The 25,332-nt window shown below is 68.5% G+C and carries 29 protein-coding genes; 12 read left to right on the forward strand and 17 right to left on the reverse strand.

Annotation, left to right across the window (positions count from 1 at the left end; translation table 11 throughout):
• Positions 1-93: 93 nt before the first annotated feature.
• Complete coding sequence (locus H0I76_RS11730; protein WP_200610074.1) at positions 94-507, reverse strand: SRPBCC family protein; 414 nt, start codon at positions 505-507, stop codon at positions 94-96.
• A gap of 70 nt (positions 508-577) precedes the next feature.
• Positions 578-1,690: an S-(hydroxymethyl)glutathione dehydrogenase/class III alcohol dehydrogenase gene (locus H0I76_RS11735; RefSeq protein WP_200610075.1), complete on the reverse strand. Its 1,113-nt coding sequence runs from the start codon at positions 1,688-1,690 to the stop codon at positions 578-580.
• A gap of 384 nt (positions 1,691-2,074) precedes the next feature.
• On the opposite strand from H0I76_RS11735, the gene pqqA reads away from it, so the two are divergent.
• Genes pqqA through pqqE form a run of 5 tightly spaced genes read left to right on the forward strand, consistent with a single transcriptional unit; the run spans position 2,075 to position 5,261 of the window.
• Positions 2,075-2,167 (forward strand): pyrroloquinoline quinone precursor peptide PqqA, encoded by a 93-nt coding sequence (pqqA, locus tag H0I76_RS11740; protein ID WP_200610076.1) that lies wholly within the window; start codon positions 2,075-2,077, stop codon positions 2,165-2,167.
• A gap of 28 nt (positions 2,168-2,195) precedes the next feature.
• Positions 2,196-3,101, forward strand: a complete 906-nt coding sequence (gene pqqB, locus H0I76_RS11745; RefSeq protein WP_200610077.1) for a pyrroloquinoline quinone biosynthesis protein PqqB — start codon at positions 2,196-2,198, stop codon at positions 3,099-3,101.
• Positions 3,098-3,853, forward strand: a complete 756-nt coding sequence (pqqC, locus tag H0I76_RS11750; protein ID WP_200610078.1) for a pyrroloquinoline-quinone synthase PqqC — start codon at positions 3,098-3,100, stop codon at positions 3,851-3,853. The genes pqqB and pqqC overlap by 4 nt, the downstream gene beginning before the upstream one ends.
• Positions 3,850-4,143, forward strand: a complete 294-nt coding sequence (pqqD, locus tag H0I76_RS11755) for a pyrroloquinoline quinone biosynthesis peptide chaperone PqqD (protein ID WP_200610079.1) — start codon at positions 3,850-3,852, stop codon at positions 4,141-4,143. The genes pqqC and pqqD overlap by 4 nt, the downstream gene beginning before the upstream one ends.
• Positions 4,140-5,261 carry a pyrroloquinoline quinone biosynthesis protein PqqE gene (gene pqqE, locus H0I76_RS11760; protein WP_200610080.1) on the forward strand — a complete coding sequence of 374 codons (1,122 nt, stop codon included), beginning with the start codon at positions 4,140-4,142 and terminating at the stop codon, positions 5,259-5,261. Before pqqD ends, pqqE begins: the two co-directional genes overlap by 4 nt.
• 12 nt (positions 5,262-5,273) lie before the next feature.
• Here pqqE and H0I76_RS11765 read toward each other — a convergent pair whose 3' ends face one another.
• The gene (locus H0I76_RS11765) at positions 5,274-6,062 is read right to left on the reverse strand and encodes a hypothetical protein (protein ID WP_200610081.1); all 789 of its coding nucleotides are present in this window, start codon (positions 6,060-6,062) and stop codon (positions 5,274-5,276) included.
• Between the two features lie 111 nt (positions 6,063-6,173).
• Positions 6,174-6,695, reverse strand: coding sequence for a DUF3280 domain-containing protein (locus H0I76_RS11770; RefSeq protein WP_200610082.1), 522 nt, complete (start codon positions 6,693-6,695; stop codon positions 6,174-6,176).
• A gap of 161 nt (positions 6,696-6,856) precedes the next feature.
• Here H0I76_RS11770 and H0I76_RS11775 point away from each other — a divergent pair, with 161 nt between their 5' ends.
• The 5 genes from H0I76_RS11775 to H0I76_RS11795 are packed head-to-tail and all read left to right on the forward strand — an operon-like array spanning position 6,857 to position 11,132.
• The gene (locus H0I76_RS11775) at positions 6,857-8,050 is read left to right on the forward strand and encodes an ABC transporter substrate-binding protein (protein ID WP_200610083.1); all 1,194 of its coding nucleotides are present in this window, start codon (positions 6,857-6,859) and stop codon (positions 8,048-8,050) included.
• A 14-nt stretch (positions 8,051-8,064) separates the two neighbouring features.
• Positions 8,065-9,030: a YVTN family beta-propeller repeat protein gene (locus H0I76_RS11780; RefSeq protein WP_200610084.1), complete on the forward strand. Its 966-nt coding sequence runs from the start codon at positions 8,065-8,067 to the stop codon at positions 9,028-9,030.
• Between the two features lie 18 nt (positions 9,031-9,048).
• Positions 9,049-9,510 (forward strand): cupredoxin domain-containing protein, encoded by a 462-nt coding sequence (locus H0I76_RS11785; protein ID WP_200610085.1) that lies wholly within the window; start codon positions 9,049-9,051, stop codon positions 9,508-9,510.
• 45 nt (positions 9,511-9,555) lie between these two features.
• The gene (locus H0I76_RS11790) at positions 9,556-10,296 is read left to right on the forward strand and encodes an ATP-binding cassette domain-containing protein (RefSeq protein WP_200610086.1); all 741 of its coding nucleotides are present in this window, start codon (positions 9,556-9,558) and stop codon (positions 10,294-10,296) included.
• On the forward strand, positions 10,293-11,132 hold the full coding sequence (locus H0I76_RS11795) for an ABC transporter permease (RefSeq protein ID WP_200610087.1): 840 nt from the start codon (positions 10,293-10,295) through the stop codon (positions 11,130-11,132). Before H0I76_RS11790 ends, H0I76_RS11795 begins: the two co-directional genes overlap by 4 nt.
• A gap of 12 nt (positions 11,133-11,144) precedes the next feature.
• Here the strand turns inward: H0I76_RS11795 and H0I76_RS11800 are convergent, their stop codons facing one another.
• Positions 11,145-11,345: a hypothetical protein gene (locus tag H0I76_RS11800; protein WP_200610088.1), complete on the reverse strand. Its 201-nt coding sequence runs from the start codon at positions 11,343-11,345 to the stop codon at positions 11,145-11,147.
• A gap of 258 nt (positions 11,346-11,603) precedes the next feature.
• Here H0I76_RS11800 and H0I76_RS11805 point away from each other — a divergent pair, with 258 nt between their 5' ends.
• The gene (locus tag H0I76_RS11805; protein WP_234455283.1) at positions 11,604-12,239 is read left to right on the forward strand and encodes a hypothetical protein; all 636 of its coding nucleotides are present in this window, start codon (positions 11,604-11,606) and stop codon (positions 12,237-12,239) included.
• A 139-nt stretch (positions 12,240-12,378) separates the two neighbouring features.
• Here H0I76_RS11805 and H0I76_RS11810 read toward each other — a convergent pair whose 3' ends face one another.
• The gene (locus H0I76_RS11810; RefSeq protein ID WP_200610089.1) at positions 12,379-13,425 is read right to left on the reverse strand and encodes a quinoprotein relay system zinc metallohydrolase 2; all 1,047 of its coding nucleotides are present in this window, start codon (positions 13,423-13,425) and stop codon (positions 12,379-12,381) included.
• A gap of 225 nt (positions 13,426-13,650) precedes the next feature.
• Here H0I76_RS11810 and H0I76_RS11815 point away from each other — a divergent pair, with 225 nt between their 5' ends.
• Complete coding sequence (locus tag H0I76_RS11815) at positions 13,651-14,511, forward strand: quinoprotein dehydrogenase-associated SoxYZ-like carrier (RefSeq protein ID WP_200610090.1); 861 nt, start codon at positions 13,651-13,653, stop codon at positions 14,509-14,511.
• A 24-nt stretch (positions 14,512-14,535) separates the two neighbouring features.
• Here the strand turns inward: H0I76_RS11815 and H0I76_RS11820 are convergent, their stop codons facing one another.
• From H0I76_RS11820 to H0I76_RS11870, 11 genes are all read right to left on the reverse strand, one after another.
• Positions 14,536-14,886, reverse strand: coding sequence for a hypothetical protein (locus H0I76_RS11820; protein ID WP_200610091.1), 351 nt, complete (start codon positions 14,884-14,886; stop codon positions 14,536-14,538).
• Positions 14,883-15,584, reverse strand: coding sequence for a hypothetical protein (locus tag H0I76_RS11825; RefSeq protein WP_200610092.1), 702 nt, complete (start codon positions 15,582-15,584; stop codon positions 14,883-14,885). Before H0I76_RS11825 ends, H0I76_RS11820 begins: the two co-directional genes overlap by 4 nt.
• Positions 15,577-16,293 (reverse strand): response regulator transcription factor, encoded by a 717-nt coding sequence (locus H0I76_RS11830; RefSeq protein ID WP_200610093.1) that lies wholly within the window; start codon positions 16,291-16,293, stop codon positions 15,577-15,579. Before H0I76_RS11830 ends, H0I76_RS11825 begins: the two co-directional genes overlap by 8 nt.
• Positions 16,290-17,996, reverse strand: coding sequence for a sensor histidine kinase (locus tag H0I76_RS11835; protein ID WP_200610094.1), 1,707 nt, complete (start codon positions 17,994-17,996; stop codon positions 16,290-16,292). The genes H0I76_RS11830 and H0I76_RS11835 overlap by 4 nt, the downstream gene beginning before the upstream one ends.
• 144 nt (positions 17,997-18,140) lie before the next feature.
• The gene (locus H0I76_RS11840; RefSeq protein WP_200610095.1) at positions 18,141-18,566 is read right to left on the reverse strand and encodes a DUF6691 family protein; all 426 of its coding nucleotides are present in this window, start codon (positions 18,564-18,566) and stop codon (positions 18,141-18,143) included.
• A gap of 1 nt (position 18,567) precedes the next feature.
• Complete coding sequence (locus H0I76_RS11845; protein ID WP_200610096.1) at positions 18,568-18,981, reverse strand: YeeE/YedE family protein; 414 nt, start codon at positions 18,979-18,981, stop codon at positions 18,568-18,570.
• Between the two features lie 11 nt (positions 18,982-18,992).
• A complete protein-coding gene (locus H0I76_RS11850; protein ID WP_200610097.1) occupies positions 18,993-19,853 on the reverse strand; it encodes an MBL fold metallo-hydrolase in 861 nt (286 codons plus the stop codon).
• Between the two features lie 104 nt (positions 19,854-19,957).
• On the reverse strand, positions 19,958-20,647 hold the full coding sequence (gph, locus tag H0I76_RS11855; RefSeq protein ID WP_200610098.1) for a phosphoglycolate phosphatase: 690 nt from the start codon (positions 20,645-20,647) through the stop codon (positions 19,958-19,960).
• Positions 20,648-20,652: 5 nt separating this feature from the next.
• The gene (locus H0I76_RS11860) at positions 20,653-21,201 is read right to left on the reverse strand and encodes a thioredoxin family protein (protein ID WP_200610099.1); all 549 of its coding nucleotides are present in this window, start codon (positions 21,199-21,201) and stop codon (positions 20,653-20,655) included.
• A 102-nt stretch (positions 21,202-21,303) separates the two neighbouring features.
• Positions 21,304-24,711: a S8 family serine peptidase gene (locus tag H0I76_RS11865; RefSeq protein WP_200610100.1), complete on the reverse strand. Its 3,408-nt coding sequence runs from the start codon at positions 24,709-24,711 to the stop codon at positions 21,304-21,306.
• Between the two features lie 137 nt (positions 24,712-24,848).
• Positions 24,849-25,331 (reverse strand): thioesterase family protein, encoded by a 483-nt coding sequence (locus H0I76_RS11870; protein ID WP_200610101.1) that lies wholly within the window; start codon positions 25,329-25,331, stop codon positions 24,849-24,851.
• Position 25,332 lies beyond the last annotated feature (1 nt).

Genomic DNA, 25,332 nt, shown 5'->3' on the forward strand with positions numbered 1-25,332 from the left:
CCACCCTCCTGCGGGATCGACATCCGGAAAACTCCATTGATCTGCGCCGCGCGTCACGCCGCGTTCCGGGCGCGGATCGCGCCCGGCGCCCGCTCAGCTGCCGAAGCGCTCCGCCAGTGCCGCGAGGCCCGCGTCATAGACGCCCGCGATGACCTTGTCCGCGTCCGGCGCCGTGGGATCGAAGGTCGAGGACCAGGTGACCCGCGTGCCGCCGGCCAGGGCGGTGGCCTCGATCAGGGCATGGTAATGCGCGACCGGAAGCGGCCCACGCAGGATCGAGTAGCGGTACGAATGCGATCCCGAGGACTCGAGATGCTCGATGATGCGGCCGCCATCGGCCAAGGTGAGCGCGCGGAATTCCTCGTCGCCCACATGCTCGCGCGTCGAGTCGACAACCGCAGGGTGCCACTTGTGCAGGCCGTGAAAGTCGCCGACGACGGCCCAGACCTCGAGGATCGGAGCCTTCAGCGTGACCGAGCGGGAGACAGAAATCTTGTCCTGGCCCATGGGGGACCTCCATGTGCTGGAGAGCGGGCCACGCCGCTCTCCCGGTATGTGCGGAACTGCCTGTGCGAGATCAGTAGGTCACGACCGCGCGGATCGACTTGCCCTCGTGCATCAGGTCGAAGCCGTGATTGATCTGCTCGAGCGGCATGGTGTGGGTGATCATCGGGTCGATCTCGATCTTGCCCTCCATGTACCAGTCGACGATCTTCGGCACGTCGGTCCGGCCACGCGCGCCGCCGAAGGCCGTGCCGCGCCAGACGCGGCCGGTCACCAGCTGGAACGGCCGGGTCGCGATCTCGGCGCCCGCCGGCGCGACGCCGATGATCACCGACTCGCCCCAGCCCTTGTGCGCGCATTCCAGCGCCGTGCGCATCACCTTCACGTTGCCGGTCGCGTCGAAGGAGTAGTCGGCACCGCCCTTCGTGAGGTTGACGAGATAGGCCACCAGATCGCCGTCGATCTCGCTCGGGTTGACGAAGTCGGTCATGCCGAACTTCTCGGCCATCGCCTTCTTGCCCGGGTTGAGGTCGACGCCCACGATCTGGTCGGCGCCGGCAAGCCGCAGCCCCTGGATCACGTTGAGCCCGATGCCGCCGAGACCGAAGACCACGCAGCGCGAGCCGATCTCGACCTTCGCGGTGTTGATCACCGCGCCGATGCCCGTGGTCACGCCGCAGCCGATGTAGCAGATCTTGTCGAAGGGCGCGTCCTCGCGGACCTTGGCGACCGCGATCTCGGGCAGCACCGTGTAGTTCGAGAAGGTCGAGCAGCCCATGTAATGCTTGATCGGGTCGCCATCGAGCGTGGTGAAGCGCGAGGTGCCGTCCGGCATCAGCCCCTGGCCCTGGGTGGAGCGGATCGCCTGGCACAGGTTCGTCTTGGGATTGAGGCAGTAATCGCATTCACGGCATTCGGGCGTGTAGAGCGGAATGACGTGATCACCCTTCTTCAGCGACTTCACGCCCGGGCCGACCTCGACGACGACGCCCGCGCCCTCGTGGCCCAGGATCGCCGGGAAGATCCCCTCGGGGTCGGCACCGGAACGGGTGAACTCGTCGGTGTGACAAATGCCGGTCGCCTTGATCTCGACCATCACCTCCCCGGCCTTGGGGCCTTCGAGATTGACCTCGGTGACCTCGAGCGGCTTGCCGGCCTCGAAGGCCACGGCTGCACGGGTTTTCATCCTTCTCTCCTCCCCTCCTGATCGGTCGCGGGCCACGGGGCCGAGCGGCACAACATTGTTGCGCCGCGCGACGCATGCACCTCGGCGCCGCGGTGTAGTTGGACGGGCGGGGCCGGCGATTTCAACCGCAAAGTTGTGAATGCCGAGCCACGCGCCGATTTTTCGGCGCGCGGGACGGCGGCGGGCGCGGCCTGCGCATAGCCGCGGGCGGCCCCTTCCGGCCCGTCTGCGGCGCCGTTCTCAAGAAACTCTTAGGAGAAAGAGGTTGACGCTGCGCCCGGCTGCGTCATCCTGTCGACCGTGCCGCGATACCAACTCGTGCGGCGACAAGCTTGCGGGATGGAACCGCCAGAACAAGCGAAACGATAACCGGAGGAAACCGATATGGCCTGGACTGCGCCGATCATCGAAGAAGTGACCTGCGGCATGGAAATCAACATGTATTTCCCGGCCGACGAGGACGGCACCCTCTTCTGAGGCGACGCCGACCCGGCGCGGAGGCACCATGACCAGCCTTCGCGCGGTCGTTTTGGGCGCCGCGGCGGGCGGCGGCCTTCCGCAGTGGAACTGCGGATGTACCAACTGCATGGCGGCGCGCCGGGGCGAGATCCCGGCGCAGACGCAATCGTCTGTGGCGGTATCGGCGAACGGTGCCGACTGGGTCGTCCTGAACGCGTCGCCCGACATCGGGCGTCAGCTTGTCATGGCACCTGTGCTCCACCCCACCGGACCGCGCAATGTCCCGCTCCGCGCGGTCGTGCTCACGAACGGCGATATCGACCACGTTGCGGGCCTGCTGACGCTCCGCGAGAAGCAGGCCTTCACCCTGTGGATGACGCACGGGATCGCTGATGTGATCGCCGCGAACCCAATCTTCGACGCCCTCGACCGCGAACTGGTCGTCCGCCGCGCGATCGCGCTCGGCGAGGCATTCGAGCCCGCCCCCGGCCTCGCCGCGCGGCTTTTCGCCGTGCCGGGCAAGGTGCCGCTCTATCTCGAGGGGAGCGAGGAAACCCTGGTGACCGACCTCGAAGGCGAGCAGACCGTGGGCGTCGAGATCGCGGCCGGAGGCCGGCGGGCCTGCTACATCCCCGGCTGCGCACGGATGACGCTGGGGCTTCGCGCCCGGCTCGAGGGCGCCGACCTCGTGTTCTTCGACGGCACGCTCTGGCGCGACGACGAGATGATCCGCCTCGGGCTTGGCAAGAAGACGGGCGCGCGCATGGGGCACCTGTCGATGGATGGCGAGAACGGCTCGATCGCCGCCTTCCGGGACCTTCGCGTGGGACGCAAGGTGTTCGTGCACATGAACAATTCGAACCCGGTGCTCGATCCGCGCTCGGCCGAGCGGCGCATGGCCGAAGCGGCGGGCTGGACCGTGGGCCATGACGGCATGGAGATCGCGATATGACCGCACTGCCCCTGTCGCGCGAGGCCTTCGAGGCCCGGCTCCGGCAGATCGGCGCCGAGCGCTACCACGACCGGCACCCCTTTCATCATCGCCTTCACGGCGGCGACTGCACGCCCGACGAGGTGCGCGCCTGGGTGGTCAACCGCTACTATTACCAGTCGCGCATTCCGATGAAGGACGCGGCCTTCATGTCGCGCGTCGAGGACCCAGCGCTTCGCCGAGCATGGCGCAGCCGGATCGAGGATCACGACGGCGCGGATGGCCGCGAGGGCGGCATCGCGCGCTGGCTCAAGCTGGCCGAGGCCGTCGGGCTCGATCCGGCCTACGTGGCCTCGGCCCGCGGCGTGATGCCGGCCACGCGCTTCGCGGTCGATGCCTATGTCCGCTTCGTGCGCGAGAAGACGCTGCTCGAAGCCGTTGCCTCCTCGCTGACCGAGCTTTTTGCCCCCAGGATCCATGCCGAGCGGATCGAGGGGCTGCTCAGGCACTACGCCTTCGCCGACGACATCTCGATGAGCTATTTCCGCAAGCGCCTCGACGAGGCGCCGAAGGACGTCGCCTTCGGCCTCGCCTGGGTGCTGGACCATGCCGACACGGCCGAGAAGCAGGACGCGGCGGCCGCGGCACTCGAATTCAAGACGGACGTGCTCTGGGCCCAACTCGACGCGCTCTGGCATGGCTATGTCGCACCCGCCCGCATCCCTCCCGGCGCCTGGCGGCCGGGCGAGGGGCTGCGGGCCCAGGCGGCATGACCGCCCCCGCCGCCACACTGCCCGAGACCGCGCGGCCGCGCCTGCTGCGCGGCGTGCGCACCAAGTTCGACCGCGTGCGCGACACCTGGGTCCTGCTGGCGCCCGAGCGGACGCTTAAGCTCGACCAGATCGGTCACGCGATCCTGTCGGAAACGAATGGCGAGCGCAGCTTCGGCGAGATCGTCGACCGGCTGGCCGCCACCTACAACGCGCCGCGCGACCGGATCGCCGAGGATGCCGGAAGGTTCCTCGCGTCGCTGATCGACCGGCGCATGGCGGAGGCGCGATGAACACTCAGGCGCAACCCGAACCCGCCGCCGCGGTGCAGGCCCGCCCGCCGATGGCGATGCTGGCCGAGCTTACGCATCGCTGCCCGCTGTCCTGTCCCTATTGCTCGAACCCGCTCGAGCTCGCGGCGAAAGCCAGCGAACTCGGTGCCGCGGACTGGGCCACGATCTTCGCGCAGGCCGCCGAGATCGGCGTGCTCCAGGTCCATCTCTCTGGCGGCGAACCCGCCTCGCGGCGCGACCTCGAGGAGATCGTCGGCGCCGCCCATGCCGTCGACCTCTACACCAACCTCATCACCTCGGGCGTCGGGCTCACCGAGCGGCGGCTCGACGCGCTCGTGGACAACGGCCTCGAGCATATCCAGCTCTCGCTCCAGGGCGTGGACGCCGAGATGGCCGACCGGATCGGCGGCTATCGCGGGGGGTTTGCGCGCAAGATGCAGGTTGCCGACTGGATCGCCCGGCGCGAGATCCCGCTCACGCTCAACGCCGTGATGCACAAGCAGAACCTCGACCGTCTGCCCGACACCATCGAGCTTGCCGTCGAACTGGGCGCGCGCCGGCTCGAGGTCGCGACGGTCCAGTTCCACGGATGGGCGACGCGCAACCGCGCGGCGCTGATGCCCACCCGCGCCCAGGCGCGCGAGGCCAGCCGGATCGTGGCCGAGGCACGCGAGCGACTGAGGGGTGTGCTGGTGATCGACTATGTCACCGCCGACCACCACGCCGAGTATCCCAAGCCCTGCATGGGGGGGTGGGGCTCGACCGGCTTCAATGTCACGCCGGACGGGCGAGTGATGCCCTGTCATGCGGCGCACACCATCCCGGGCCTGGTCTTCGAACAGGCGCCGGGCACGCATCTGGGCGACATCTGGCGCCACTCGGCGGCGTTCAACGCGTTCCGCGGTTTCGACTGGATGCAGGAGCCCTGCCGTTCCTGCGACCGCAAGACACGTGACTTCGGCGGCTGCCGCTGCCAGGCCATGGCCTTCGCGGGGGACGCGCGCGCGACCGACCCGGTCTGCATCAAGTCGCCCCTGCATGCGCGCTTGCAGGAAGCTGCCGAGGCCGATGCCGCGGCAGAGGGCGCCGAGCTGGTCTACCGCACCAGCCCGGCATGATCGCGCTGCGGCTCAGCCGCCGCAGTCGGCGGACAGCTGCACATGCCCGCGATCGATCCCGTCGAGCGTCACGCGGCAGGTCTTGCCGTCGACCGTCACTTCCGCGTCTCTGCCATAGAGACCAAGCTCGGTCGCCTCGACACCGTTGACTGCGACCCGCGCGGTGCCGGCCTCGCCGTCGACGGCGCTCACGAAGGCACGGATCGCGCCATCCTCCAGCATCACGGTCTCGCCGGGTCGGGCGCCCACGGGCGCGGCCGACGCCGCGCCCGATGCGCCAGCGGTCGCGGCCGCCGCCCCGGCCCCCGTCATCATTCCCATCCCCGGCATCGCCGCGCCGGGGTTCTCCGCGAGGTATTTCTGCATCGCCGCGTGATGCTCGGCGCGCCGCTTGTCCATCTCGGCGTGGCGGGCCTGCATCTCGCTCGCCATGCTGGTCACCACGCTCGACAGCGCCGCGATGTCGGACCGAATGGCCGAGCTTTCGGCCGAGAATGCCCGGCCGACCGCATGGGCCTCGGCACCGGCCGCGACCGCGTGCTCGCCGGCCGACATCGCCGCCGTGCCCGCATCGGCGATCGAGGACTCGATCGCCTCGAGCCGTTCGACCAATGACGCCACGTCGGCCTTCACCGCGTCGACGCCACCGGCAAGCCCTGCCACCGGGGCCGAGGCTTCATCGATCGCCGCGGCGATGCGCTCGTGTATCTCCTCGCCATCGTCCGAGGCGACGCTGCCCACCAGCAGGCCGACCACCAGCGCGGCGCCCGCGGTAAGAAGCGTCTTTTTGTCGAAATCCATCGTTACCCTCCCAATGCAACCGGTCCTTGCGCCTCGCCCGTTGGCCAAGATTAGCGAAGGGCAGGCCTTGGTGCACGATTCTCGACGCGCGCCGCCGCGGGTCGCGCCGCGTCAGTCGACGTCGATTGGCCCCGCCGCGAAGATCCGGTTGCGAAGAATCCAGTCGAGGCCTCGGCGCCAACTCTCGTCCGTGTTGCCGCGTATGTCGGCATTGCCCGCGCGCAGCATCCGCCCCGTGCCGGCCTCGCGCACGAAGACGTTGAACGTCAGGATCAGGTTCGAGACCTTCTGCACCTCGGCCGAGACGGCGAGGTCGACGCCCAGATGCGCCGCCGCCTTGGCGTCGCAGCCATTGCAGTTGGCGGGGTTCTGCACCCGGTCGAGCTCGGCCTGCACCGGCGCGCGGTCGACCATCTGAAGCCCCTGCGCAGCAAAGGCCTCGGCCAGCCGCGCCTCGAACGCGGCAAGCCGTGCGGCCTCGTCCTCGCGCATGCCGGTGAGCTCGCCCTCGGTCGAGGTGTCGAGAAATACCACCGCCATCACCGCGCCGCTCTCGGCCGGACGCGCGGCCGCCGGCAGGTGAAGGCCGAGCGCGAGGATGGCGCACAGCATGGGACGCGCAAGATGCCTCATGGCCCGAGCCTAGGTCCGCTTGGCGGTGCAGGCAATGGCATCGCGCATGCGGCGAAAGCCAGCGTCTTATTAAACTCTTATCAGCAAAAAGCGCGTGCACCCCGGATTGACCACCCGCGCCTTTCGCGACCTAATCGGGCATCAAAAGGGGAGGAAGCTGAATGCGCGGGATCCGCGGCCTGATCGCGGTCTGTCTTGCAAGCCTCGCGATCGGCGCGCAACCGGCCCACCCGGCCGAGCCGCAGGTCGTGCGCGCCGCCGTCCTGCGCGTCGAGCAGGGAAACCCTTTGCCGATCTCGCGGCTCGACCTGCCGCCCGCCGACCTCGGCTTCGCCGGCGCAAGGCTGGCCAATGACGACAACCAGACCACCGGGCGCTTCATGGGCCAGACCTTTGAGGTGATCGAGGCCGACGCCACGCCGGAGACCGCCGCCGCGACGCTCGAACAGCTGATCGCGCAGGGCGCGAGCTTCATCGTCACCATGGCCGATGCCGAGACGACCGTCGCCCTGGCCGATGCCGCCGGCGAGCGCGCGCTGGTCCTGAACGCGACCTCGCCTGACGACCGGCTGCGCAACGAGCTGTGCCGCGCCAACACCCTGCATGTGGCGCCGTCGCGCGCGATGCTGGCCGACGCGCTCGCGCAGTTCCTGACATGGAAGAAATGGGACGAGTGGTTCCTGATCGAGGGCTCTCACCCCAATGACCGCGCCATGGCCGAGGCCTACCGGCGCGCCGCGCGCAAGTTCGGCGCCAAGGTCGTCGAAGAACGCGTCTTCGCCGACACCGGCGGCGCCCGGCGCACCGACACCGGCCATGTCCAGGTGCAGAAACAGATGCCCGTGTTCACCCAGGACACCGAGGACCACGACGTCGTGATCACCGCGGACGAGAGCGACATCTTCGCCGCCTACCTGCCCTACCAGACCTGGGAGCCGCGACCCGTCGCCGGGTCGGCCGGATTGCGGCCCGTGACCTGGCACCCGACGCAGGAGGCCTGGGGCGCGACGCAGTTCCAGCGCCGTTTCGAGCGGCTCTCGGGCCGCTACATGCGGCCCGTGGACTTCCAGGTCTGGGCCGCCCTGCGCGTGCTGGGCGAGGCGGCGACGCGCACGCGCTCGACGGACTACGCCGTGCTGCGCGACTACATCCTCGGCCCGGAATTCGAGCTCGCGGCCTTCAAGGGCCAGAAACTCACCTTCCGGCCCTGGAACCACCAGCTGCGCCAGCCCATCCTCCTGATCCACGACCGAGTGATGGTCTCGGTCAGCCCGCAGCAGGAGTTCCTGCACCAGGTCAGCCGCCTCGACACGCTGGGCTGGGACGAGCCCGAGTCGACATGCAAGCTCAACTGACGGAGGTCTCGCGCATGCGTGCAGCCATCGCCGCCCTCGCCGCCACGCTTCTCGTTCCGGCATCGGCCGCCGCCTTCACCGCCTTCGTGTCGAACGAGAAGGGGAACGACATCACCGTCCTCGACACCGATAGCATGGAGGTCATCGCCACCTTCGACGCGGGCCAGCGACCGCGCGGCATCACCATCAGCCCGGACGGACGCCACCTCTATGTCTGCGCCTCGGACGACGACACCGTGCGGGTGTTCGACGCGAAGACCTACCAGCAGCTCCACACGCTGCCCTCGGGACCGGACCCCGAACTCTTCGTCCTCCACCCCTCGGGCAACCCGCTCTACATCGCCAACGAGGACGACAACATCGTCACCGTCGTCGATGTCGAGAGCCACACCGTACTGGCCGAGGTGCCCGTCGGCGTCGAGCCCGAGGGCATGGGCGTGAGCCCCGACGGGCGCGTCGTCGTGAACACCTCCGAGACGACGAACATGGCGCATTTCATCGACAGCGAGAGCTTCGAGATCTTCGCCAACGTGCTGGTCGACCAGCGCCCGCGCTTCGCGCAGTTCACCGCCGACGGCTCGCGCCTCTTCGTCTCGGCCGAGATCGGCGGCACGGTAACCGTCATCGACCCGGCGACGCAGGCGGTCGAGAAGGTGATTTCCTTCAGCGTGCCCGGCGTGCCGCCCGAAGCGCTTCAGCCCGTCGGCGTGCGCGTAACCTCGGACGGCAGCAAGATCTTCGTGGCGCTGGGCCCCGCCAACCGGGTCGCCGTGATCGACGGCGGGACGCTCGAGGTCGACAGGTATCTTCTGGTCGGCCAGCGCGTGTGGCAGCTCGCCTTCACCCCGGACGAGAAGCTGCTCCTGACCACGAACGGCAATTCCAACGACGTCTCGTTCATCGATGTCGAGTCGCTCGAGGTCGTGAAATCGGTTCATGTCGGCCAGCAGCCCTGGGGCGTGGTCGTTGCCCCCAACTGAGATCGGAGAACAGGAACGATGACCAAGGGAAGGATCACCACGGCACTCGCGGCCGCAGCGCTCGGGATCACGCTTGGCGCGTCGGCCGCGATGGCGGCGCCGCTTTGCACCGACTTCGGCTTCGCCGGGCTGCTTGCCAAGTGCAACAAGGCCGAGCTCCCGCCGATCACGCTCAGCGCCGGCAAGCCGCTTGCCGAGGCGCCGCTCGCGTTGCAGTCGGGCGCCTATTACGAGATCGAGATCATCGCCGACGGCACGCAGGAACTGGCCATCACCGGGCCCGAGTTCTTCCGCGCGATCTGGATGGACGAGATCGTGATCAACGACATCGAGGTCCGGCCGATGGCGATCGACAGCCTCGAGTTCGACGACGAGGGCACGGCCGAGTTCAGCTTCATCGCGATCAAGCCGGGCCGCTACGAACTGCGTATCCCGGGCTCGACGGGCGAGAGCCAGCGTGTTCAGATCACCATCCAGTGACGGCCCGGCCATCTCCGGCCGGGCGATGCAAGGAAATCCGCACCTGTGAGTGCACCACCAGCCCTTGCGGTCGAGAACGTGACCCATGCCTTCGGCAAGGTTACCGCGCTCGACCAGGTCTCGCTCGACGTGCCGCGCGGAAGCTTCACCGCGCTCCTGGGGGTGAACGGCGCGGGCAAGACGACGCTGTTCTCGCTCATCACCAGGCTCTACGACAATGTCACCGGCAGCATCCGGGTCGCGGGACACGACGTGCGCCGTGCGCCTGGGCCTGCGCTCGCGCGCATCGGCGTCGTCTTCCAGTCGCGCGCGCTCGACCCCGGGCTGACGCTGCGCCAGAACATGGCCTATCACGCCGCCCTGCACGGCATCGGCCGGGCCGAGGCGCGCGAACGCGGTGATGCGTTGCTCGCACGCGTCGGGCTGATCGAGCGCGCCGACACGCCGGTCGCGGCCCTGTCCGGCGGCCAGGTGCGCCGCGTCGAGGTCGCGCGCGCGCTTCTGCACGGCCCGCAGCTGCTGCTGCTCGACGAGCCGACGGTGGGGCTCGACGTGGCGGCGCGGCGCGACGTGGTCCGGCTGGTGCGCGCACTTGTCGCCGAGGACGGGGTCGCCGTGCTCTGGGCCACCCATCTCTTCGACGAGATCGAGGCGACCGACCGGCTGGTCGTCCTCCACCTCGGCAAGGTGCTGGCGCGGGGCACGGCCGCCGAGTTCTCGGGCGGCGCGGCGCTCGCCGACGCCTTCGTGGCAATGACCGGCACGGCGCCCGAGGCAGCCGCATGACCGGCCCCGACGATCCCGCGACGCGCCTCGGCTGGGCCGGCCGGATGACGGCCTTCCGCGGCATCGTCTGGCGCGAGGCGCTGCGCTTCGCCCGCCAGCGCGAGCGCTTTCTCGCGGCGCTGGTTCGCCCGCTCGTCTGGCTCTTCATCTTCGCCGCAGGGTTTCGCGCGGTGCTCGGGCTCTCGATCCAGCCGCCCTACCAGACCTATGTGCTCTACGAGGTCTACGTGACCCCCGGGCTCTGCGCGATGATCCTGCTGTTCCAGGGGATGCAGTCCTCGCTCAGCATGGTCTACGACCGCGAGACCGGGGCGATGCGCACTCTGCTGGTCAGCCCCTTCCCGCGCTGGTTTCTGCTCGGTGCGAAGCTCATCGCCGGCACCGCCGTGGGCGTGCTGCAATGCTACGCCTTCCTCGCGGTCGCGTGGTTCTGGGACGTGCGCCCGCCGCTTGGCGGCTATCTCGCGGCCTTCCCGGCCCTGGTGGCGGCGGGGCTCATGCTGGGCGCGATCGGGCTGTTCCTGTCGTCGGCGATCCGACAGCTCGAGAACTTCGCCGGGGTGATGAACTTCGTCATCTTCCCGATGTTCTTCGCGTCCTCGGCGCTCTACCCGCTCTGGCGGATGAAGGAGAGCTCACTGCTGCTGTGGCAGATCTGTTCGATCAACCCCTTCACCTACGCGGTCGAACTGATCCGCTTCGCGCTCTACATGCGGATCGACTGGTTCTCGGCGGGTGTCGTCACGGGCGTCGCCGCCGCCTTTCTCGGCGCGGCGATCATCGCATACGACCCGTCAAAGGGCCTCATCGCCCGGCGCGGTGGTCCGGGCCGTTGAGACCCACCCTGCTCAGATCCGTTGCTTGGCGCCCGGAATGCGGCAGGACCAGCGCGCTATGCGCCATTTCGGATGGGACTCGGTCCACTCGGCAAGCTGCGGCTGCGCGCCCATCAGGCAGGCCATGTGGCTCACATCCACGAACTGAAGCGCCTTCTCCTCGCACCGATCCGGAGCGGAGAGCAGGCAGGCGACGAATACTAGCTCGATCATCTTGGTTTCCCATGCACACCTGTTGCGCCGCGGGCCTCAATCCCGCGGGTCTGCCTCCCCATCGTGCGTTTGTTGATGTATTACTGGGCGATCCATCCGGATCGCACAAACATGCATCATGTTGCATTGCAGCGTGACGGCGCCATGCGGGTAATGCAAGCAAAAATGGGGGCGGGTCTGGTCATGCGAGGTCAGCATTTGCGAGGATGTGGCGCGCCGCCCACGCCCGGCCAGCCCGACGAGGGAGAGGATGACAGCATGAACCGCATTTTCCCGCCCGCCTTCCTCGCGGCTCTGGCGTTGTCGCTGGCGGTGACGGCGTCGCCTGTCCGGGCGGCCGATTTCTCGGATCCCGAGTGGCCGTGCATCCAGCGCAAGGTGCCGCATCTGTGGCCTGGCCAGATGTGGGCCGGCCCGCCGATCCCCGATCCCCTGCCCGACTGGCGCGCCGACGCCGACGTCGCGGAGCTGGCGCACCTGCTGGCGGCGCGGCGCACCTCGGACGCGGAGGCCGAGGCGCTGATCGCCGATTTTGCCGCGGGCCTCGGCGAAGACCGGGCCCAACGCCTGACCCTGCTGTTCGCAGGCGCCTTCGCACTGATCGACGCCGAGCGCACGCAGATCATCGGCGGCATCGGGCGCTATGCCCGCAAGCAGACGGCGCTGGCCGATCGGCTTGACGCGACCCGCGAGGCCGCGAGCGCCCTCGAGGCGCGCCCCAGCCTCAGCTTCGACGAAGCCGACAAGCTCGAGGCGCTACAGGACCAGATCCTGTGGGACACGCGCATCTTCAAGGAGCGCCAGCAGTCGCTGACCTATGTCTGCGAGTCCCCCGTGATCCTCGAGCAGCGCGCCTTCTGGCTCGCCCGCACGATCATGGCGCAGCTACCCTGAGCCGCGGGCAAGGCGCATGTCTGCTCCGAGCCCCCGCTCACGCTGGCGCCATTCTGAGTATCAACTATTTTGACCAATAGAATCAGGTGCCTACAAAGATTTCACGCGTGAAAGCCCCGACCAACATGCGCCGCGGGTGTCATTCCCACTCCAGCTCCTGGAACGCCGCCGAGGCATTGCGCGGGTTGAACTCGTCGAACAATTCCCAGTTTCCGCGCTGGCTCTCGCCAAGATGCCGGATCGCCTCGTTCATCGTCTCGCCACGCCGGATCGCGGCGCGCGTCTCGCCGGCCAGTGCCTGCAGGTAGCCAAGGGTCGCGTCGCTTCCCCCGGGCCATGGCAGCGCCGCGGGCCCATGGCCGGGCACGATGCGCGCGGCCGGCCGGGCGCGCATCGCCTCGAGCTCGGCAATCCACCCCCTGATCGATCCGTCGATCGCCGGCGTATGTTCGGCGAAGACCAGGTCCGCGACCCACCACGTCCCGGTCTGCCGGTCGAAAACGCTCAGGTCGTTGTCGGTATGCGCGGTCGGATGCGCCGCCAGTTCGAGCACCCGGCCCCCGAGATCGATTTCCCGCACGCCCTCGACGCCTTCCTCCGGCAGCACGACCCGGGTGCCAAGCATGGCCTGCGGCCCGGCGAGCCTGAGCATGTTGGCCTCGTAGGTCTCGGCCCGCGCCGCCAGCGCGCGCGCCAGCTTCGCATGGCCGATGATGCGCGCACCCGCCTCGGCGAAGACCTCTGCCCCCAGCACGTGGTCGGGATGCATGTGCGTGAGGATCACCCAGCGCACCGGCAGATCGGTCGTGGCGCTGATCGACGCCAGAAGCGCCTCGCCCACCGCGCGCGTTCCGCCCGCATCGATGACGGCGACGGCCTCGTTTCCAACGATGAAACCGATATTCGCCAGATCGCCCGCGTTCTCGGGACGCGCGATGTCGTGCCGACCGCGATGGACGTGGATGCCTTCCGCGACCTCTGCGATTGCGAAGCGGGGATCGGGCGCGCCCGGCCCGCAGGTCCAGCCAGCGAGCGCCAGGCCGGGATGCGCCGCAAGCCACGCCGCCGCGCGCATGTCGGCGGTCTCGTGGCACGCCTCTTCGTCCGCCACCGCCGGCGCGATCCGTCGCTCGGCACAAACCGACGGATCGGCAGCAAGGCAAAGGCTCAGCACGAGCTCGAACATCTGCTCCTCCGGGTCCCCGAAAAGTTGCGGAACCAGCGTCGAGGCTGGCGGGAGGCATCGCGGGGGTCAAGCTGCGGCGCGCACCGCTCGGGTCGCGCGCATGATTGTGATCCTTGCCCTCAAAGGAATCGTGTAGACTACGCCCTTCATCCGGCGTGCCGTCCCCTTACCCCGGAACAGGGATGTGGCGGCAGCCGGTCTCGTGCGCATGCAGTGGGAAGGACCATGGCTCTCACAATCGACCGCACCCGCCGTACTCTGCTCGCGCTCGCCGCAATGGCGATGCTGACCCCGGTCGGCGCCGCCGCGAGCGAGGTGGAGAACCCGATGCAGCCGAGCGAGACCTGGGAGGCGTTGCGCCACGACATCGTGGGCGAGCGCGAGATCCGCGACGGCTCGGCGCTGTTCACGCTCGACGCGCCATATCGCGCGCACGACGCAGCGATCGTGCCGGTCGACATCCGGGCCCTGCCCGGCACGGATGCGCGTGTCGTGCGCCTCACGCTGGTCGTTGACGAGAACCCCGCCCCCGTCGCCGCCGAGTTCGAGATCGGCCCTGCCATGGGCGCCCTCGATCTCTCGACCCGCGTCCGCGTGAACGCCTACTCGAACATTCGCGCCATCGCCGAGACCGAGGATGGCGCGCTCTACATGGTTGGCCGCTATGTGAAGGCCTCGGGCGGCTGCTCGGCGCCGGCGCTGAAGGACGCCGACGCGGCGATCGCGGCGCTGGGGCAGATGAAGCTCAGGCTGTTCGATCAGATCGCTGCAGAAGCGGCGTCCGCTGCGCCCATGTCAGGCGCGCGGCACGAGGCTCAGGTAATGGTCCGGCACCCGAACTACTCCGGCCTCCAGATGAACCAGGTGACGCGCCTCTACATTCCGGCGCACTTCATCGACACGCTCGAGGTGAAGCAGGGCGAGGAATTGGTGTTCCGCATGACTGCCGGGATCTCGATCAGCGAGGATCCCGCGTTCCGCTTCACGTATACCGACAACGGCTCGGGCGTCTTCCACGTTCACGCGACGGACACGGAAGGCAGCGTCTTCGACCGGAGCCTGCCCATCACGGGCGGCGCCACCTGAACAAAGGACGCGCCGAACCCCGGCTCAGAAGCAGCGGATCTCGCCCTCGGCCTGCGCGCGGCGCAGGTCGGCAACCACCTCGCGCATCATCGCGGCGTTGCGGAAGATGGCCGTCTTCTCGCCGCCCACCTGGCGCATCGACAGCACGGTTTCCGCCTCGACATAGCGATCATAGGGCAGGATCGACGCGATCACGTCGATCGAACAGGAACAGCGCGACAGCACTTCGCGCGTCTGTCCGTTCGCGGCCATGCAGGCAAAGACATAGTCCGCCCTTGCCTCGGTCGGATAATCGTTCAGCACCGGTTGGCCATGCGCCACCGATGCGCAGAACATCGCAGCGGCAAGCGCGGCCGTGCACAGCGTTCGCGTCATTCCAAAGTCTCCCCGATCAATCGGATCTCCTCCCGGAACGGTGTGGCGCCGCCGTCCGGCGTCGCGGCGGTGAGGCTGACAAACCGCCCGGGCGCGCCCTCCGCCAGAACGAACTCGATCGTCAGGCCCGCGAGCTCCCCGAGCTCGGCCTTGTGACTGTCCGCCGCGAAGGGCTGGTAGCTCAGACGCTCGGCCGCGACCTCGGCATCGCCCAGCCGCACCGAGACGGGGGTGGCGACAGCGCCTTTCCACAACGCCTCCTTGATCCGGTTGCGCAGGTAGAACGGGCTGCCCCCGGTCTGGGCCGCCACGGCCCTGAGCATCGACTCGAGAAAGACGATGAAGACCGGGTTTCCCGAAGCCCGAGGGAACGGGTCGAGGCGACGCGTGCGTGTGCCCTCGACGAGGGTCACCTCGGACTCGGAGGCGCCGAGGGCAAGGCGCAGTGCGCCATCTTCGACCGCAGGCGCTGGCGATCCCGGCGCTACCTCGCGCGCATGGGCATAATGAAGCGCGGTACCGTCGGCGAGCCCGTCAAGCTGGTGCGCATCGAAAAGCAGCCCAACCCCGGGCGCCGCCGATCCGGTCGCGCTCTCGGCCGATGCCGAGGCGGAACACCCCGCGACGACGGCGGCGCTCAGGGACAGCGCAGTGATCGCGAGGCGGAACCCGCGCCAAATGGTTCTCGGGTCAGTCATCCAGCCGGTCCGTCAGCATGAAACCTCTTCCGCGCACTGTCCGGATCTGAACACCAAACGCCTCGCGCGGCGAAAGCTTCCGGCGCAGGTAGCCGATATAGACATCGACGACATTCTCGGACGAGCCACCCTCCGTCGCCCACAGGGTATCGAAGATCTCGCCGCGGCTCACCAGCCGGTTCAGGTTCTGCGCGAGAAAGCTCAAGAGCTCGCCCTCGCGCTGGGTTAGCAATGCGCGATGGCCGGCGCCGATCGCCTCGCGCAGCTGCGGGTCGTAGGTCAGGCCAGCAACGCGGATCGAGCCGTCCGGACGCGCGCCCGACACGCCGGGTTCGCGCGCGCGCAGATGCGCATGCAGCGACAGGCGCGTCATCAGCTCGGCAAGATCGAAGGGCTTGGCGATGTAATCATCGGCGCCGGCCGAGATTCCCGCAGCGCGGTCCTCAACCGCCGAGAGCGCCGACAGCACCAGGATCGGCCCGTCCATCCCCGCGACGCGCAGGCATTGCACCAGCTCTTCACCCCGATCGGTGCCCAGCATCATGTCCACCACCGCAGCGGCCAGAGGCGCGGCACGCGCGGCCGCCATGGCGCTGGCGGCGTCGTGGGCGACGACCGGCTCGTAGCCGGCGCGCTCCATGCCGCGCGACAGCGTCGAGGCGATATCCACGTCGTCCTCGGCAATCAGGACGCGTCTGGGGACCGTCATGCGCCGTTCTCTCCTGCATCGCCACCTACGGCGCCGCCCGATGTCCCGGGAACCGGCAAGACCAGGCGGAACGCGGCGCCGGGCCCGCGCGCACCCGGCCCGACGGGTTCGGGCGCGGGGCTCATCGCCTCGATGGTTCCAGACTGGCGCTCGGCGATCCATCTTGCAAGGGCGAGACCGACGCCGAAACCGGTGCCGCTCCCGTTCTCGCCTCGCCCCGCGCCGCCGCGCGCAAAACGCCCGAAGATCAACTCCTTGTCCTGCGCGGTGATACCTGGGCCCTCATCAATCACTGCGACGGCGACGCTTGCTTCGCCGGCGGGTGCGACCGTGACCCGGACCCGCCCCGATCGCGGCGAGTGGCGGATCGCATTGTCGAGCAACCCGGCCACGACCTGCCGGGTCCAGTCGCGGTCACCCCGCGCGACAACCGCTGGCTGGGCGTTGACCTCGATCCGGACGCCGGCACGCCGCGCGAGCCCCTCGACGTCATCGACCGCCTCGGACGCGGCGGCGGCGAGATCGAAGCTTTCCGACTCGAGATCGATCTGGCCGCTCTCGGACCGGGCAATGCGCAGGATGTCGTCGATGCGTCGGTTCAGGCGACGCGCCCGCGCCCGGATCGTCGCAAAGGATGCGCGTGCCTCGGACGCGTCCTCCGCCTCCGAGGCGAGGTTGAGCTCGGTTTCAGCCAGGATCACGGTCAAAGGGGTGCGCAATTCGTGCCCGATATCGGCGACGAAGCGCCGACGTTCCGCGTCGGCGGCCTCGAGGCGCGCATTCGCCTCGCTCAGTTCATGCGTGCGCTCGGCCACGATCTCCTCGAGCCTCGCGCGATCCGCGTCGATCGCGGCGCGGTCACGACCAAGCCGCGCCGCCGCCCGGTTGAGCTGCGCAAACAGCAGACCCAACTCATCATGGCCGCGGCCCGCCAAACGCGTCGCGAAGCCGCCTCGACCTATCGCAGCCGCGGCCTCGGAGGCGGCGCCAAGGCGCATGACGAGCGGCCGGGTGATTCCGACGTGAAAAAGCACCACCGCGAGCACCGCGAAAGCAATCACGCCCGCGGAGGCGAGCGCGAGACCCAGACGCAGACGCTCGGCTGCCGCAAAGGCCGCATCGCGGGTGCGGCGCTCCTCGTCGATCGCCTGGCTGAGCAGCGGCGAAAAGCGCGTGGCGAAGCTGTTGAGTTCGGCGCGCAGCGTCGCTGCACCGACCTCTGCGTCGCCCCCGGCATTGCCACGACCCTCGGCAACAACAGCAGCAACCGCCCTGTCGAGGGCTTCGAAAAGGGCGCGCATGCGGGCGAGACCGAGACCGCGGGTGGCGCGCTCGGCCTGTTCGTCCACCCCGAGGGCACGGGCATCGGCAACCGCGCCGGCAAGCGCGCTCTCGAGCCGGTCGAAGGCTGCGCGCACCTGCGCCGCACGCGATCCGATGCGTGCCGCCCGCTCGTCCGCGTCGAGGCTTGGCGCACCGGCCTGCTCGACCGCGACGATGGCATAATCCCCGACACGGCCGGACAAGGCGCCGAAAAGCTCGATCCGGGCCTCGGCGCTCGATGCCGCATCGATCTGGCGCGCCGACTGCGCGGCACCATAGGCGGCGAGCAACGCGGCAAGGGCCGCCAGCACGGCCAGCATGCCGCTGCCCGCGAGGAGCCGCAGCCGTAGCCCTACCCTCGCGCGACGCCGCGTCGTCATGCCGGCGCCTCACCGTTCACGTCACCCCTTGCCATTCCGCGGCCCGTCCATCGCCTGCGCCGACGTCCGAGTGTCGCCCTGAACGCCATCCACGGTCAAACGATGCAGGATCGAGGCAGCGAGGTTGCCGATCCGCCGCGTCCGTCAGGCGGTGCGTGCGCGCATGGCCGAGAGGAACGCCCAGCCGAGCATCCCGGCCAGCATCGAACTGATGAAGATCATGCCCGATGCGTCCGTCATCCCGATGATGGCGAGCGCCGGCCCCGGGCACAGGCCGACCAGCCCCCAGCCGATGCCGAACAGCACTGCACCACCGATCAACGAAGGGTCGATCGCGCCCCGGGCCGGGCCCGGCATCGCGGCGCCGCTCAATGCCCGCCCTCGCCGGGCGGCCACGCGCCACGCGATCGCCATGGGGATCAGCGCGCCGCCCATCACGAAGGCGAGCGTCGGGTCCCAGGTTCCCGCCACGTCGAGAAAGGCAAGCACTCGTGCCGGATTCACCATGTCCGAAACCAGAAGGCCGAGGCCGAAAAGCGCGCCGGCAAGTCCCGCCGTCAACTGCCGCATCCTAGGCCCCTCCAAGCAGGTGGCGCGTCACGAACACGGTCACGACGGCTGCCGACATGAAGGCTGCCGTCGCTGCGATCGAGCGCGGCGAAAGTCTGGACAGGCCACAGACCCCGTGACCCGACGTGCAGCCATTGCCGATGCGGGTGCCGATCCCGACGAGAAATCCCGCGACCACCAGCACACCGGTGGGCGCCGAGGGCGCGACGACAGGTGCGCCGGTCATGATCGCCGCAACCGCGGGCGCGCCGATCAGGCCGGCCAGAAATGGCAACCCGTCGTCAAGCCGACGCCCGGCGAGCGCCTCGCCCACGATGCCGCTGATCCCCGCGATCCTGCCGGTCCCGAGCAGCAAGATCGCTGCGGCCGTCCCGATCATCAGCCCGCCCAGCAGGCCGAAGCCCCAGTCCGCCATGTCAGTCTCCGTCAAAGCCGGTTGAGGGGCACCTTGAGATAGACTGTCCCGTTGTCCTCGGCGGGCGGCATGTTGCCCGCGCGCATGTTTACCTGGATCGAGGGGATGATCAGACGGGGCATGCCCAGCGTCGCATCGCGCGCCTCGCGCATTTCCACGAACTCTTCCTTGCTGCGCCCGGCGATGTGCACATTGGTCGCGCGCTCCTCGGCCACGGTGGTTTCCCAGGCAAAGCAGTCGCGGCCCGGCGCCTTGTAGTCGTGGCACATGAATAGGCGCGTGTGGTCGGGAAGGCTCAGAACCTTCTGGATCGATTCCCAAAGGTCGGCCGCCGATCCGCCGGGGAAGTCACAGCGCGCCGTGCCGTAGTCGGGCATGAACAGCGTGTCGCCGACAAAGGCCGCATCGCCGATCACGTAGGTCAGGCAAGCCGGCGTGTGGCCGGGCGTGTGCAGCACGAAACCCGACAATGCTCCGATCTCGAACCGATCCTGCTCGCGGAACAGGCGGTCGAACTGCGATCCGTCGCGCTCGAACTCGGTGCCCGCATTGAAGATCTTGCCGAACGTGTCCTGTACGACGGTGATGTTCTCGCCGATGCCGATGCGTCCGCCGAGCTTCTGCTGGAGATAGGGCGCAGCCGAGAGGTGGTCGGCATGCACATGGGTCTCGAGCAGCCACTCGACCTCGAGCTTCTCGGCCTGCACATCGGCAATGATCCGGTCGGCCGAGGCGGTCATCGTGCGGCCCGCGGCCTGGTCGAAATCGAGCACCGAGTCGATGATCGCGGCTTTTGCGGAACCCGGGTCGCGGACGACGTAGGACACGGTGTTGGTCGCTTCGTCGAAATAGGCTGTCACATCCGGATTCATTGCGCCCTCCGTTCGATCCATCCCCAAGGCGAGATGGGGATCCGGAAAGCATAATACAATTGCATCCTGTGCAAACCACCCGCTTGCACACGTGTGGATTGGGATCAGGCGGCGCGGGTGGTCCCGAGCACAAACGGAGCGAGGCGAGAGAACTCGTCGAAGGCGAACGCCGTCTCGAAGCTCTCGACCGGGCTCTTGCGGTAGCCGCGCGTGAAGAGCGCGAAGGGCAGGCCCGCCGCCCGCGCGGTCGCTGCGTCGATCTCGCTGTCGCCGACGAAAAGCGCATCCGCGGCAGGCGTGTTCAGACGGTCAAGACAGAGCAGGAGCGGCGCCGGGTCGGGCTTCATCGCGTCCAGCGTATCGCCCCCCACGACTGCGGAAAATTTCGACGCCATTCCCAGCGCCTCGAGGATCTGGACCGTCGGACCCTCCGCCTTGTTGGTGCAGACGCCAAGAACACATCCTGCCTCGGCCAGCGCGTCGAGCGACGCCAGCACGCCGGGATAGGGCACCGTGTGCGCCGACGGCGCGGCATTGTAAGCGTCGAAGAAGCGCGCAAGCGCGTGGTCGAGCACCGCGCCATCGCTGCCCCCGGTCGCGGTAAGACATCGCTCCACGAGCTTCGGGATGCCGTTGCCGACGAACTTGGTGATCTGGCCGAGTTCCAGCCGATCGCGGCCGAGCCTGGCGAGCATCACGTTCGCGGCCGCGTGGAGGTCACGCGCGCTGTCGACAAGCGTGCCGTCGAGATCGAAGATCACTGCGCGGGGCATCTTGGCAAGCGGCAACGACATGCAACTCATTTCCATTTGATCGAACAGCCGACCGAGGCGATCTGCTCGCGCGGACCTTGGCCCGTTTCGGCGACCTGCTTCATCGCGAGGAACAGGTCGCGGCGCAAGTCATCGGGCCCGGCCTCGCGCCGCGAGGCGTCGAGCCGGCCGCGGTACTGCAGTCCGAGCCCGGCATCGAACCCGAAGAATTCCGGGGTGCAGACCGCGCCATAGGCCCGCGCCACGGCTTGTTCCGCATCGATCAGGTAAGCAAAGCCGAAGCCGGCCCGGGCGGCCTGCTCGCGCAGACCATCGGGCCCGTCATCGGGATAGGCGGCTGCATCATTGGAACAGATCGCGGCGACACCGATCCCCAGGGGCGCAAGGTCGCGCGCGTCGCGGGCGATCCGGGTCTCGACGGCGCGGACATAGGGACAGTGGTTGCACAGGAACATGACCAGCAATCCGCGCGGCCCGGTCAGCGAGGCGCGGGAGTAATTCTTTCCGTCGATGCCGGGCAGGCTGAAATCAGGCGCCTTCCAGCCAAAATCGCAGATCGGTGTCCCGGTCGCCATGCCTGCCTCCGCGCGTCGCTCGCCAATCGGCGCCACGTGAGCGACCCTGCATCGACATCGGTCATGACTTCAAGCCGTTCGGGGCAACGCTGCGGCTGCCATTCAGGCAAAGATGAAGTCGTCCACATCCACCAGGTCCACGGCAATGCCGACCAGAAGGACGGTCACCGTCCCCGCCTTCACCAGGCTGTCTTCCCCTTGCGCCATGACCACCAGGTCAGCAAAGCCGTCGACACCGGAAAGGCCTGAGAACTGGATGCGATCGAGCCCATCCTCGAACCCGCCGATCCGGTCGTTGCCATCGGCGTCCGAGGCGAAGAGGAAGATGTCGGCTCCGGCGCCGCCGTCGAGCAGGTCATCCCCGGCCCCGCCCACGAGCGTATCGTCGCCATGCCCGCCGCTGAGGACATCCCGCCCCGCGCCGCCGAGCAGCCGGTCGTGGCCGACGCCACCCTCGATCCAGTCATCGCCCTCGTCGCCGAGCAACTCGTCATCGCCGAAGCGTCCGAAGATCCGATCGTTCCCCGCACCGCCCGTGATCCTGTCGTCCCCCGTCCCGCCATCGAGCCGGTCATCGTCACCGCCGCCCGAGATGGTGTCGCTCCCGATGCCCCCCATCACGACATCGTTGCCGGCACCGCCATCGAGCGTGTCGTCCCCCGATTCACCCCAGATGGTGTCGGCTCCCGCCCCACCCTCGGCACGATCGTGCCCGGCGCCCGCAAAGATGGTGTCGTCGGAGCCACCACCCAGGATCACGTCGTTGCCCAAGCCGGATTCGAGCAGGTCGCGCCCCTCTCCACCGTCGATGGAGTCGTCGCCCGAGCCCGTGCGAACGAGATCGTCGCCGCCCCCGGCCACAATTCGGTTGCCAGCAGACGCGAAGTCCGCCGTGACGATGATCTCGTTGGCGGCGTCGTTCCCGATGACCTGCGCCGAACCCGACAAGGTGAGGTTCTCGAAGTTCATGATCTGCTGCGTCAGCCCACCTGCGCTGTGCAGGCCGAGGCCGAGGTCGAAGATCACGCTTTGATCCCACGGGCCAATGGCGACCAGCGTGTCGACGCCGGCGCCACCATCGAGGCTGTCGGCGGCGCTCAGCGCCGCGAGCCCATCGGCATCGATCACGACGTCATCGCCGGCTCCGGCATCAACGGTGTCACGCCCCGCGCCGGGATCGATCCAGTCATCGCCGGCGCCCGCAAGGACGCTGTCGTTGCCGCCAGCCGTTGCGATCACATCGGCCTCGGACGTCGAGACGACCGTCTCGTCCGAGATGTCGCCGATGATCTCGACCACCTCGCCCTGCCCGCCCCAGTCGGCGAAGCGCCAGCCCGAAAGATCGAGCGTCTGGTTGACCCCCATCCGGATCACGATGCGCTCGGTCGCGCCATCGGCGTCATCGCCCCGGACAAGCAGGTCGGGCGAGAACTCGCCCTGGGTGTCGAACTCCTGGTCCTCGAAGATCGCCGAGCGCAACTGCGCGCCGCCGCCGGGCGCGAAGCGAAGCTCCTCGATCGAAAGGAAGTCGATTCCGGTGAAGTCGTAAACCGCCTCGCCCCCGGCGGCGGCCACGCCCAGGATGAGAGCGTCGTGCCCTTCGCCGCCGTCGATCAGGGCGCCGGGGCCGGGTGTCGCGCCCGCGTCGACGATGAAGGCATCGTCGCCACTGCCTGCAATCAGGATGTCGGCGCCGCCACGGCCGTTGAGGGTGTCATTCCCGCGCCCGGTGCTGAAGCGATCCGCCCCGCCGCTGCCGACGACATGATCGTCACCGTCGCCCGTGAACACCTGCTCGATCGAGGAGAAGCTTATGGCAATGCCGTCGATCTCGCCGGTACCTGCCTCGAGATCGATGACCGCGGCCGCATCGACGGCCGCGGCGTTCAGCGTGTCGTGGCCCGCGCCTCCAGCGAAGTTGACGACGCGCCCATCGCCTGCCAGCTCGGAGAACTCCTCGGTGAAGATCCAGGCGTCGTCATCGCTTGCCGCACTGCCGAAGACCCGCAGCACGATGTCGCTCACCGTGATTGCGTCGGCCCGCGAGTTGTCGACGACCGTCACGGTCCAGGTTCCGCCGGAGCTCTCGCCAAGCAGCGCCGTGGTGCCAAAGCTCCAGCGCCCCGAGAAGCTGGCGCTTCCGCCCGTGCTCGCAACGAGCTGGACGCGCGTTCCCGAGGGCGAGGTCAGATATACTTCGAGGTCACCGAGAAACGCGACGCTCATCGCGACCTCGACCGAGACGTGCTCGACATCGACCCCCGGGGCAAGCGTCGCCGAGAAACTTGCTCCCGTGGCGCTGCCGTCGGGGATCACCTGGGTCGCATTCAGAAGATCGTGGGCGATCTCGACGCGATTGGCAGAGGTTGACTGCCGCGTCCAGCTTTCGGCCAGGCGGACCGCCGCCTTGGCATCCACCAGGCCGAAGCCGTAATCGTTCGAGAAATGCAGCCCGCCCCCGTTCCAGCTGGTCGCGCCGTTCCAGAACCAGCTCGCGCCGTTTGCCTGGGTGGCCTGCTCAAACGCGCCATCCGCGGGCGCACCGCCATTCGCCGGCCCTCCGACCGCCGAACCGACATGGCGCGCCGAGAGCGCGAGGATCTGCTGGACATCGCGCCAGCCGAGCTCGGGATTGGCCTCGAGCATCAGGGCAACGATGCCGCTGACCTGCGGCGCCGTGGCCGACGTCCCCCCGAAGCTCGCGAGATAGTCACCATTCACGTATCCGGCGCTTCCGGTGCGGTCGGTCGTCACGATCGCCGACCCGTTCAGCGCGTCATCGGAGAATGCGGTGACCAGCAGGTTGGCGCCCGGCGTCGAGAACCCGGTGACCCAGCCATCCGAGCGCACGGCCCCGACATTGATGGTGAAGGCCGAGGTGTCGAGGAGTTCGGTCGTGCCTTCCTCGCGATACACGCTGCCGGGTACTGCGCGGCCGTTGCCGGCGGACTTCACAAGGATCGTGCCAAGCCCCCCGCGGCCGTCGGCGGCGGCTCGCTCCATCGCGTCGAGGATCCGGTCGAACGACGCATCGCTCAGGAAGAGCGGGTGGAAACCGAAGCTCATGTTGACGACGTCCGAGCCGTTTCCGGTGCCGGCGACATTGCCGATGCCATCGCCAAGCCCGGCGGCATCCAGTAGTGCCCTGTCGAGCATGAGGTCCGAGGCGTTGCGATACCCCACGAGGGTCGCGTCCCACGCCACCCCGACGCCGCCGATCCCGTTGCCCTCGGCCGCGCCGATGATTCCGGCGACCGATGTGCCGTGATGTTCGCCGGCGCCGGGAAGGGGAACGGTGTCGAAGGCGGTGTAGTCGAAATCGATGTCGGTGCGGAAGTTTGCGGCCAGGTCGGCATGGCCCAGATCGAACCCGTCATCGATCAGCGCGACCTGAATGCCGGCGCCGGTGTATTCATCCCAGACATCGACAATGTTGAGGTCCAACCCGCCCGAGCCATTCAGCAGATACCATTGCTGGCCGAACAGCGGATCTGTCGGGATCGTCGCCATCTCTGGCCACTCCTGCTCACGGACGCCGCGCGTTCCCGCGCGATGCCTCCGGCCTAAGCAGGTAAGCTGAAAGATCGGTTAAGAGTGCGTCCGCCCTGGCTGGGCTTGGCTGCCGCCCACGGCCATGCGGCGCGGTGTCAGCGGCGCGTGAGTGCGATCCCCTCGCCGGCTTGCTCGGGCATCGGTATCCCCGCCTGTTCGAGGGCAAGCGCGTCGAGCCGCGCCTTGACGTCGGGCGCGAAGCGCTCGATCCGGCGCGCGCCAAGGTCGAACGCGATCATCTTCACCTCGTTGGTGGCCGAAAGCACGGCACCAGACGGATCATCGCGCCACACCCTGTGGAAGAGGACGATACGCTTGTCGTCATGTGCCAGCAGTTGCGTCGTGACGTGGATCGGCGCACCGAGTGGCAGTTCCGAGATGTAGTGCACATGGGTCTCGAGAACGACGTACTCGTGGCCGTCGCGCGCCTCCATCGTCCGGCCGTCATTGATCAGGTTCCAGAAGGCCCAGGTCCCCTGGTCGCAAATCGTGATGTAGTGGGCGACATTGACGTGCTCGAACTCGTCGATCCATTCGGGCTTTACCCGGGTCTCGTAAAGGCGCAGCGGCTCGGCCATG

The organism is Thermohalobaculum xanthum (assembly GCF_016623495.1).
Lineage (GTDB): Bacteria > Pseudomonadota > Alphaproteobacteria > Rhodobacterales > Rhodobacteraceae > Thermohalobaculum > Thermohalobaculum xanthum.

Excerpts from the sequence above, each read along its gene's own strand:
- H0I76_RS11730 (WP_200610074.1), bottom strand. The coding sequence starts at position 507 with ATGGGCCAGGACAAGATTTCTGTCTCCCGCTCGGTCACGCTGAAGGCT.
- H0I76_RS11735 (WP_200610075.1), bottom strand. The coding sequence starts at position 1,690 with ATGAAAACCCGTGCAGCCGTGGCCTTCGAGGCCGGCAAGCCGCTCGAG.
- pqqA (WP_200610076.1), top strand. The coding sequence starts at position 2,075 with ATGGCCTGGACTGCGCCGATCATCGAAGAAGTGACCTGCGGCATGGAA.
- pqqB (WP_200610077.1), top strand. The coding sequence starts at position 2,196 with ATGACCAGCCTTCGCGCGGTCGTTTTGGGCGCCGCGGCGGGCGGCGGC.
- pqqC (WP_200610078.1), top strand. The coding sequence starts at position 3,098 with ATGACCGCACTGCCCCTGTCGCGCGAGGCCTTCGAGGCCCGGCTCCGG.
- pqqD (WP_200610079.1), top strand. The coding sequence starts at position 3,850 with ATGACCGCCCCCGCCGCCACACTGCCCGAGACCGCGCGGCCGCGCCTG.
- pqqE (WP_200610080.1), top strand. The coding sequence starts at position 4,140 with ATGAACACTCAGGCGCAACCCGAACCCGCCGCCGCGGTGCAGGCCCGC.
- H0I76_RS11765 (WP_200610081.1), bottom strand. The coding sequence starts at position 6,062 with ATGGATTTCGACAAAAAGACGCTTCTTACCGCGGGCGCCGCGCTGGTG.
- H0I76_RS11770 (WP_200610082.1), bottom strand. The coding sequence starts at position 6,695 with ATGAGGCATCTTGCGCGTCCCATGCTGTGCGCCATCCTCGCGCTCGGC.
- H0I76_RS11775 (WP_200610083.1), top strand. The coding sequence starts at position 6,857 with ATGCGCGGGATCCGCGGCCTGATCGCGGTCTGTCTTGCAAGCCTCGCG.
- H0I76_RS11780 (WP_200610084.1), top strand. The coding sequence starts at position 8,065 with ATGCGTGCAGCCATCGCCGCCCTCGCCGCCACGCTTCTCGTTCCGGCA.
- H0I76_RS11785 (WP_200610085.1), top strand. The coding sequence starts at position 9,049 with ATGACCAAGGGAAGGATCACCACGGCACTCGCGGCCGCAGCGCTCGGG.
- H0I76_RS11795 (WP_200610087.1), top strand. The coding sequence starts at position 10,293 with ATGACCGGCCCCGACGATCCCGCGACGCGCCTCGGCTGGGCCGGCCGG.
- H0I76_RS11800 (WP_200610088.1), bottom strand. The coding sequence starts at position 11,345 with ATGATCGAGCTAGTATTCGTCGCCTGCCTGCTCTCCGCTCCGGATCGG.
- H0I76_RS11805 (WP_234455283.1), top strand. The coding sequence starts at position 11,604 with ATGAACCGCATTTTCCCGCCCGCCTTCCTCGCGGCTCTGGCGTTGTCG.
- H0I76_RS11810 (WP_200610089.1), bottom strand. The coding sequence starts at position 13,425 with ATGTTCGAGCTCGTGCTGAGCCTTTGCCTTGCTGCCGATCCGTCGGTT.
- H0I76_RS11815 (WP_200610090.1), top strand. The coding sequence starts at position 13,651 with ATGGCTCTCACAATCGACCGCACCCGCCGTACTCTGCTCGCGCTCGCC.
- H0I76_RS11820 (WP_200610091.1), bottom strand. The coding sequence starts at position 14,886 with ATGACGCGAACGCTGTGCACGGCCGCGCTTGCCGCTGCGATGTTCTGC.
- H0I76_RS11825 (WP_200610092.1), bottom strand. The coding sequence starts at position 15,584 with ATGACTGACCCGAGAACCATTTGGCGCGGGTTCCGCCTCGCGATCACT.
- H0I76_RS11830 (WP_200610093.1), bottom strand. The coding sequence starts at position 16,293 with ATGACGGTCCCCAGACGCGTCCTGATTGCCGAGGACGACGTGGATATC.
- H0I76_RS11835 (WP_200610094.1), bottom strand. The coding sequence starts at position 17,996 with ATGACGACGCGGCGTCGCGCGAGGGTAGGGCTACGGCTGCGGCTCCTC.
- H0I76_RS11840 (WP_200610095.1), bottom strand. The coding sequence starts at position 18,566 with ATGCGGCAGTTGACGGCGGGACTTGCCGGCGCGCTTTTCGGCCTCGGC.
- H0I76_RS11845 (WP_200610096.1), bottom strand. The coding sequence starts at position 18,981 with ATGGCGGACTGGGGCTTCGGCCTGCTGGGCGGGCTGATGATCGGGACG.
- H0I76_RS11850 (WP_200610097.1), bottom strand. The coding sequence starts at position 19,853 with ATGAATCCGGATGTGACAGCCTATTTCGACGAAGCGACCAACACCGTG.
- gph (WP_200610098.1), bottom strand. The coding sequence starts at position 20,647 with ATGTCGTTGCCGCTTGCCAAGATGCCCCGCGCAGTGATCTTCGATCTC.
- H0I76_RS11860 (WP_200610099.1), bottom strand. The coding sequence starts at position 21,201 with ATGGCGACCGGGACACCGATCTGCGATTTTGGCTGGAAGGCGCCTGAT.
- H0I76_RS11865 (WP_200610100.1), bottom strand. The coding sequence starts at position 24,711 with ATGGCGACGATCCCGACAGATCCGCTGTTCGGCCAGCAATGGTATCTG.
- H0I76_RS11870 (WP_200610101.1), bottom strand. The coding sequence starts at position 25,331 with ATGGCCGAGCCGCTGCGCCTTTACGAGACCCGGGTAAAGCCCGAATGG.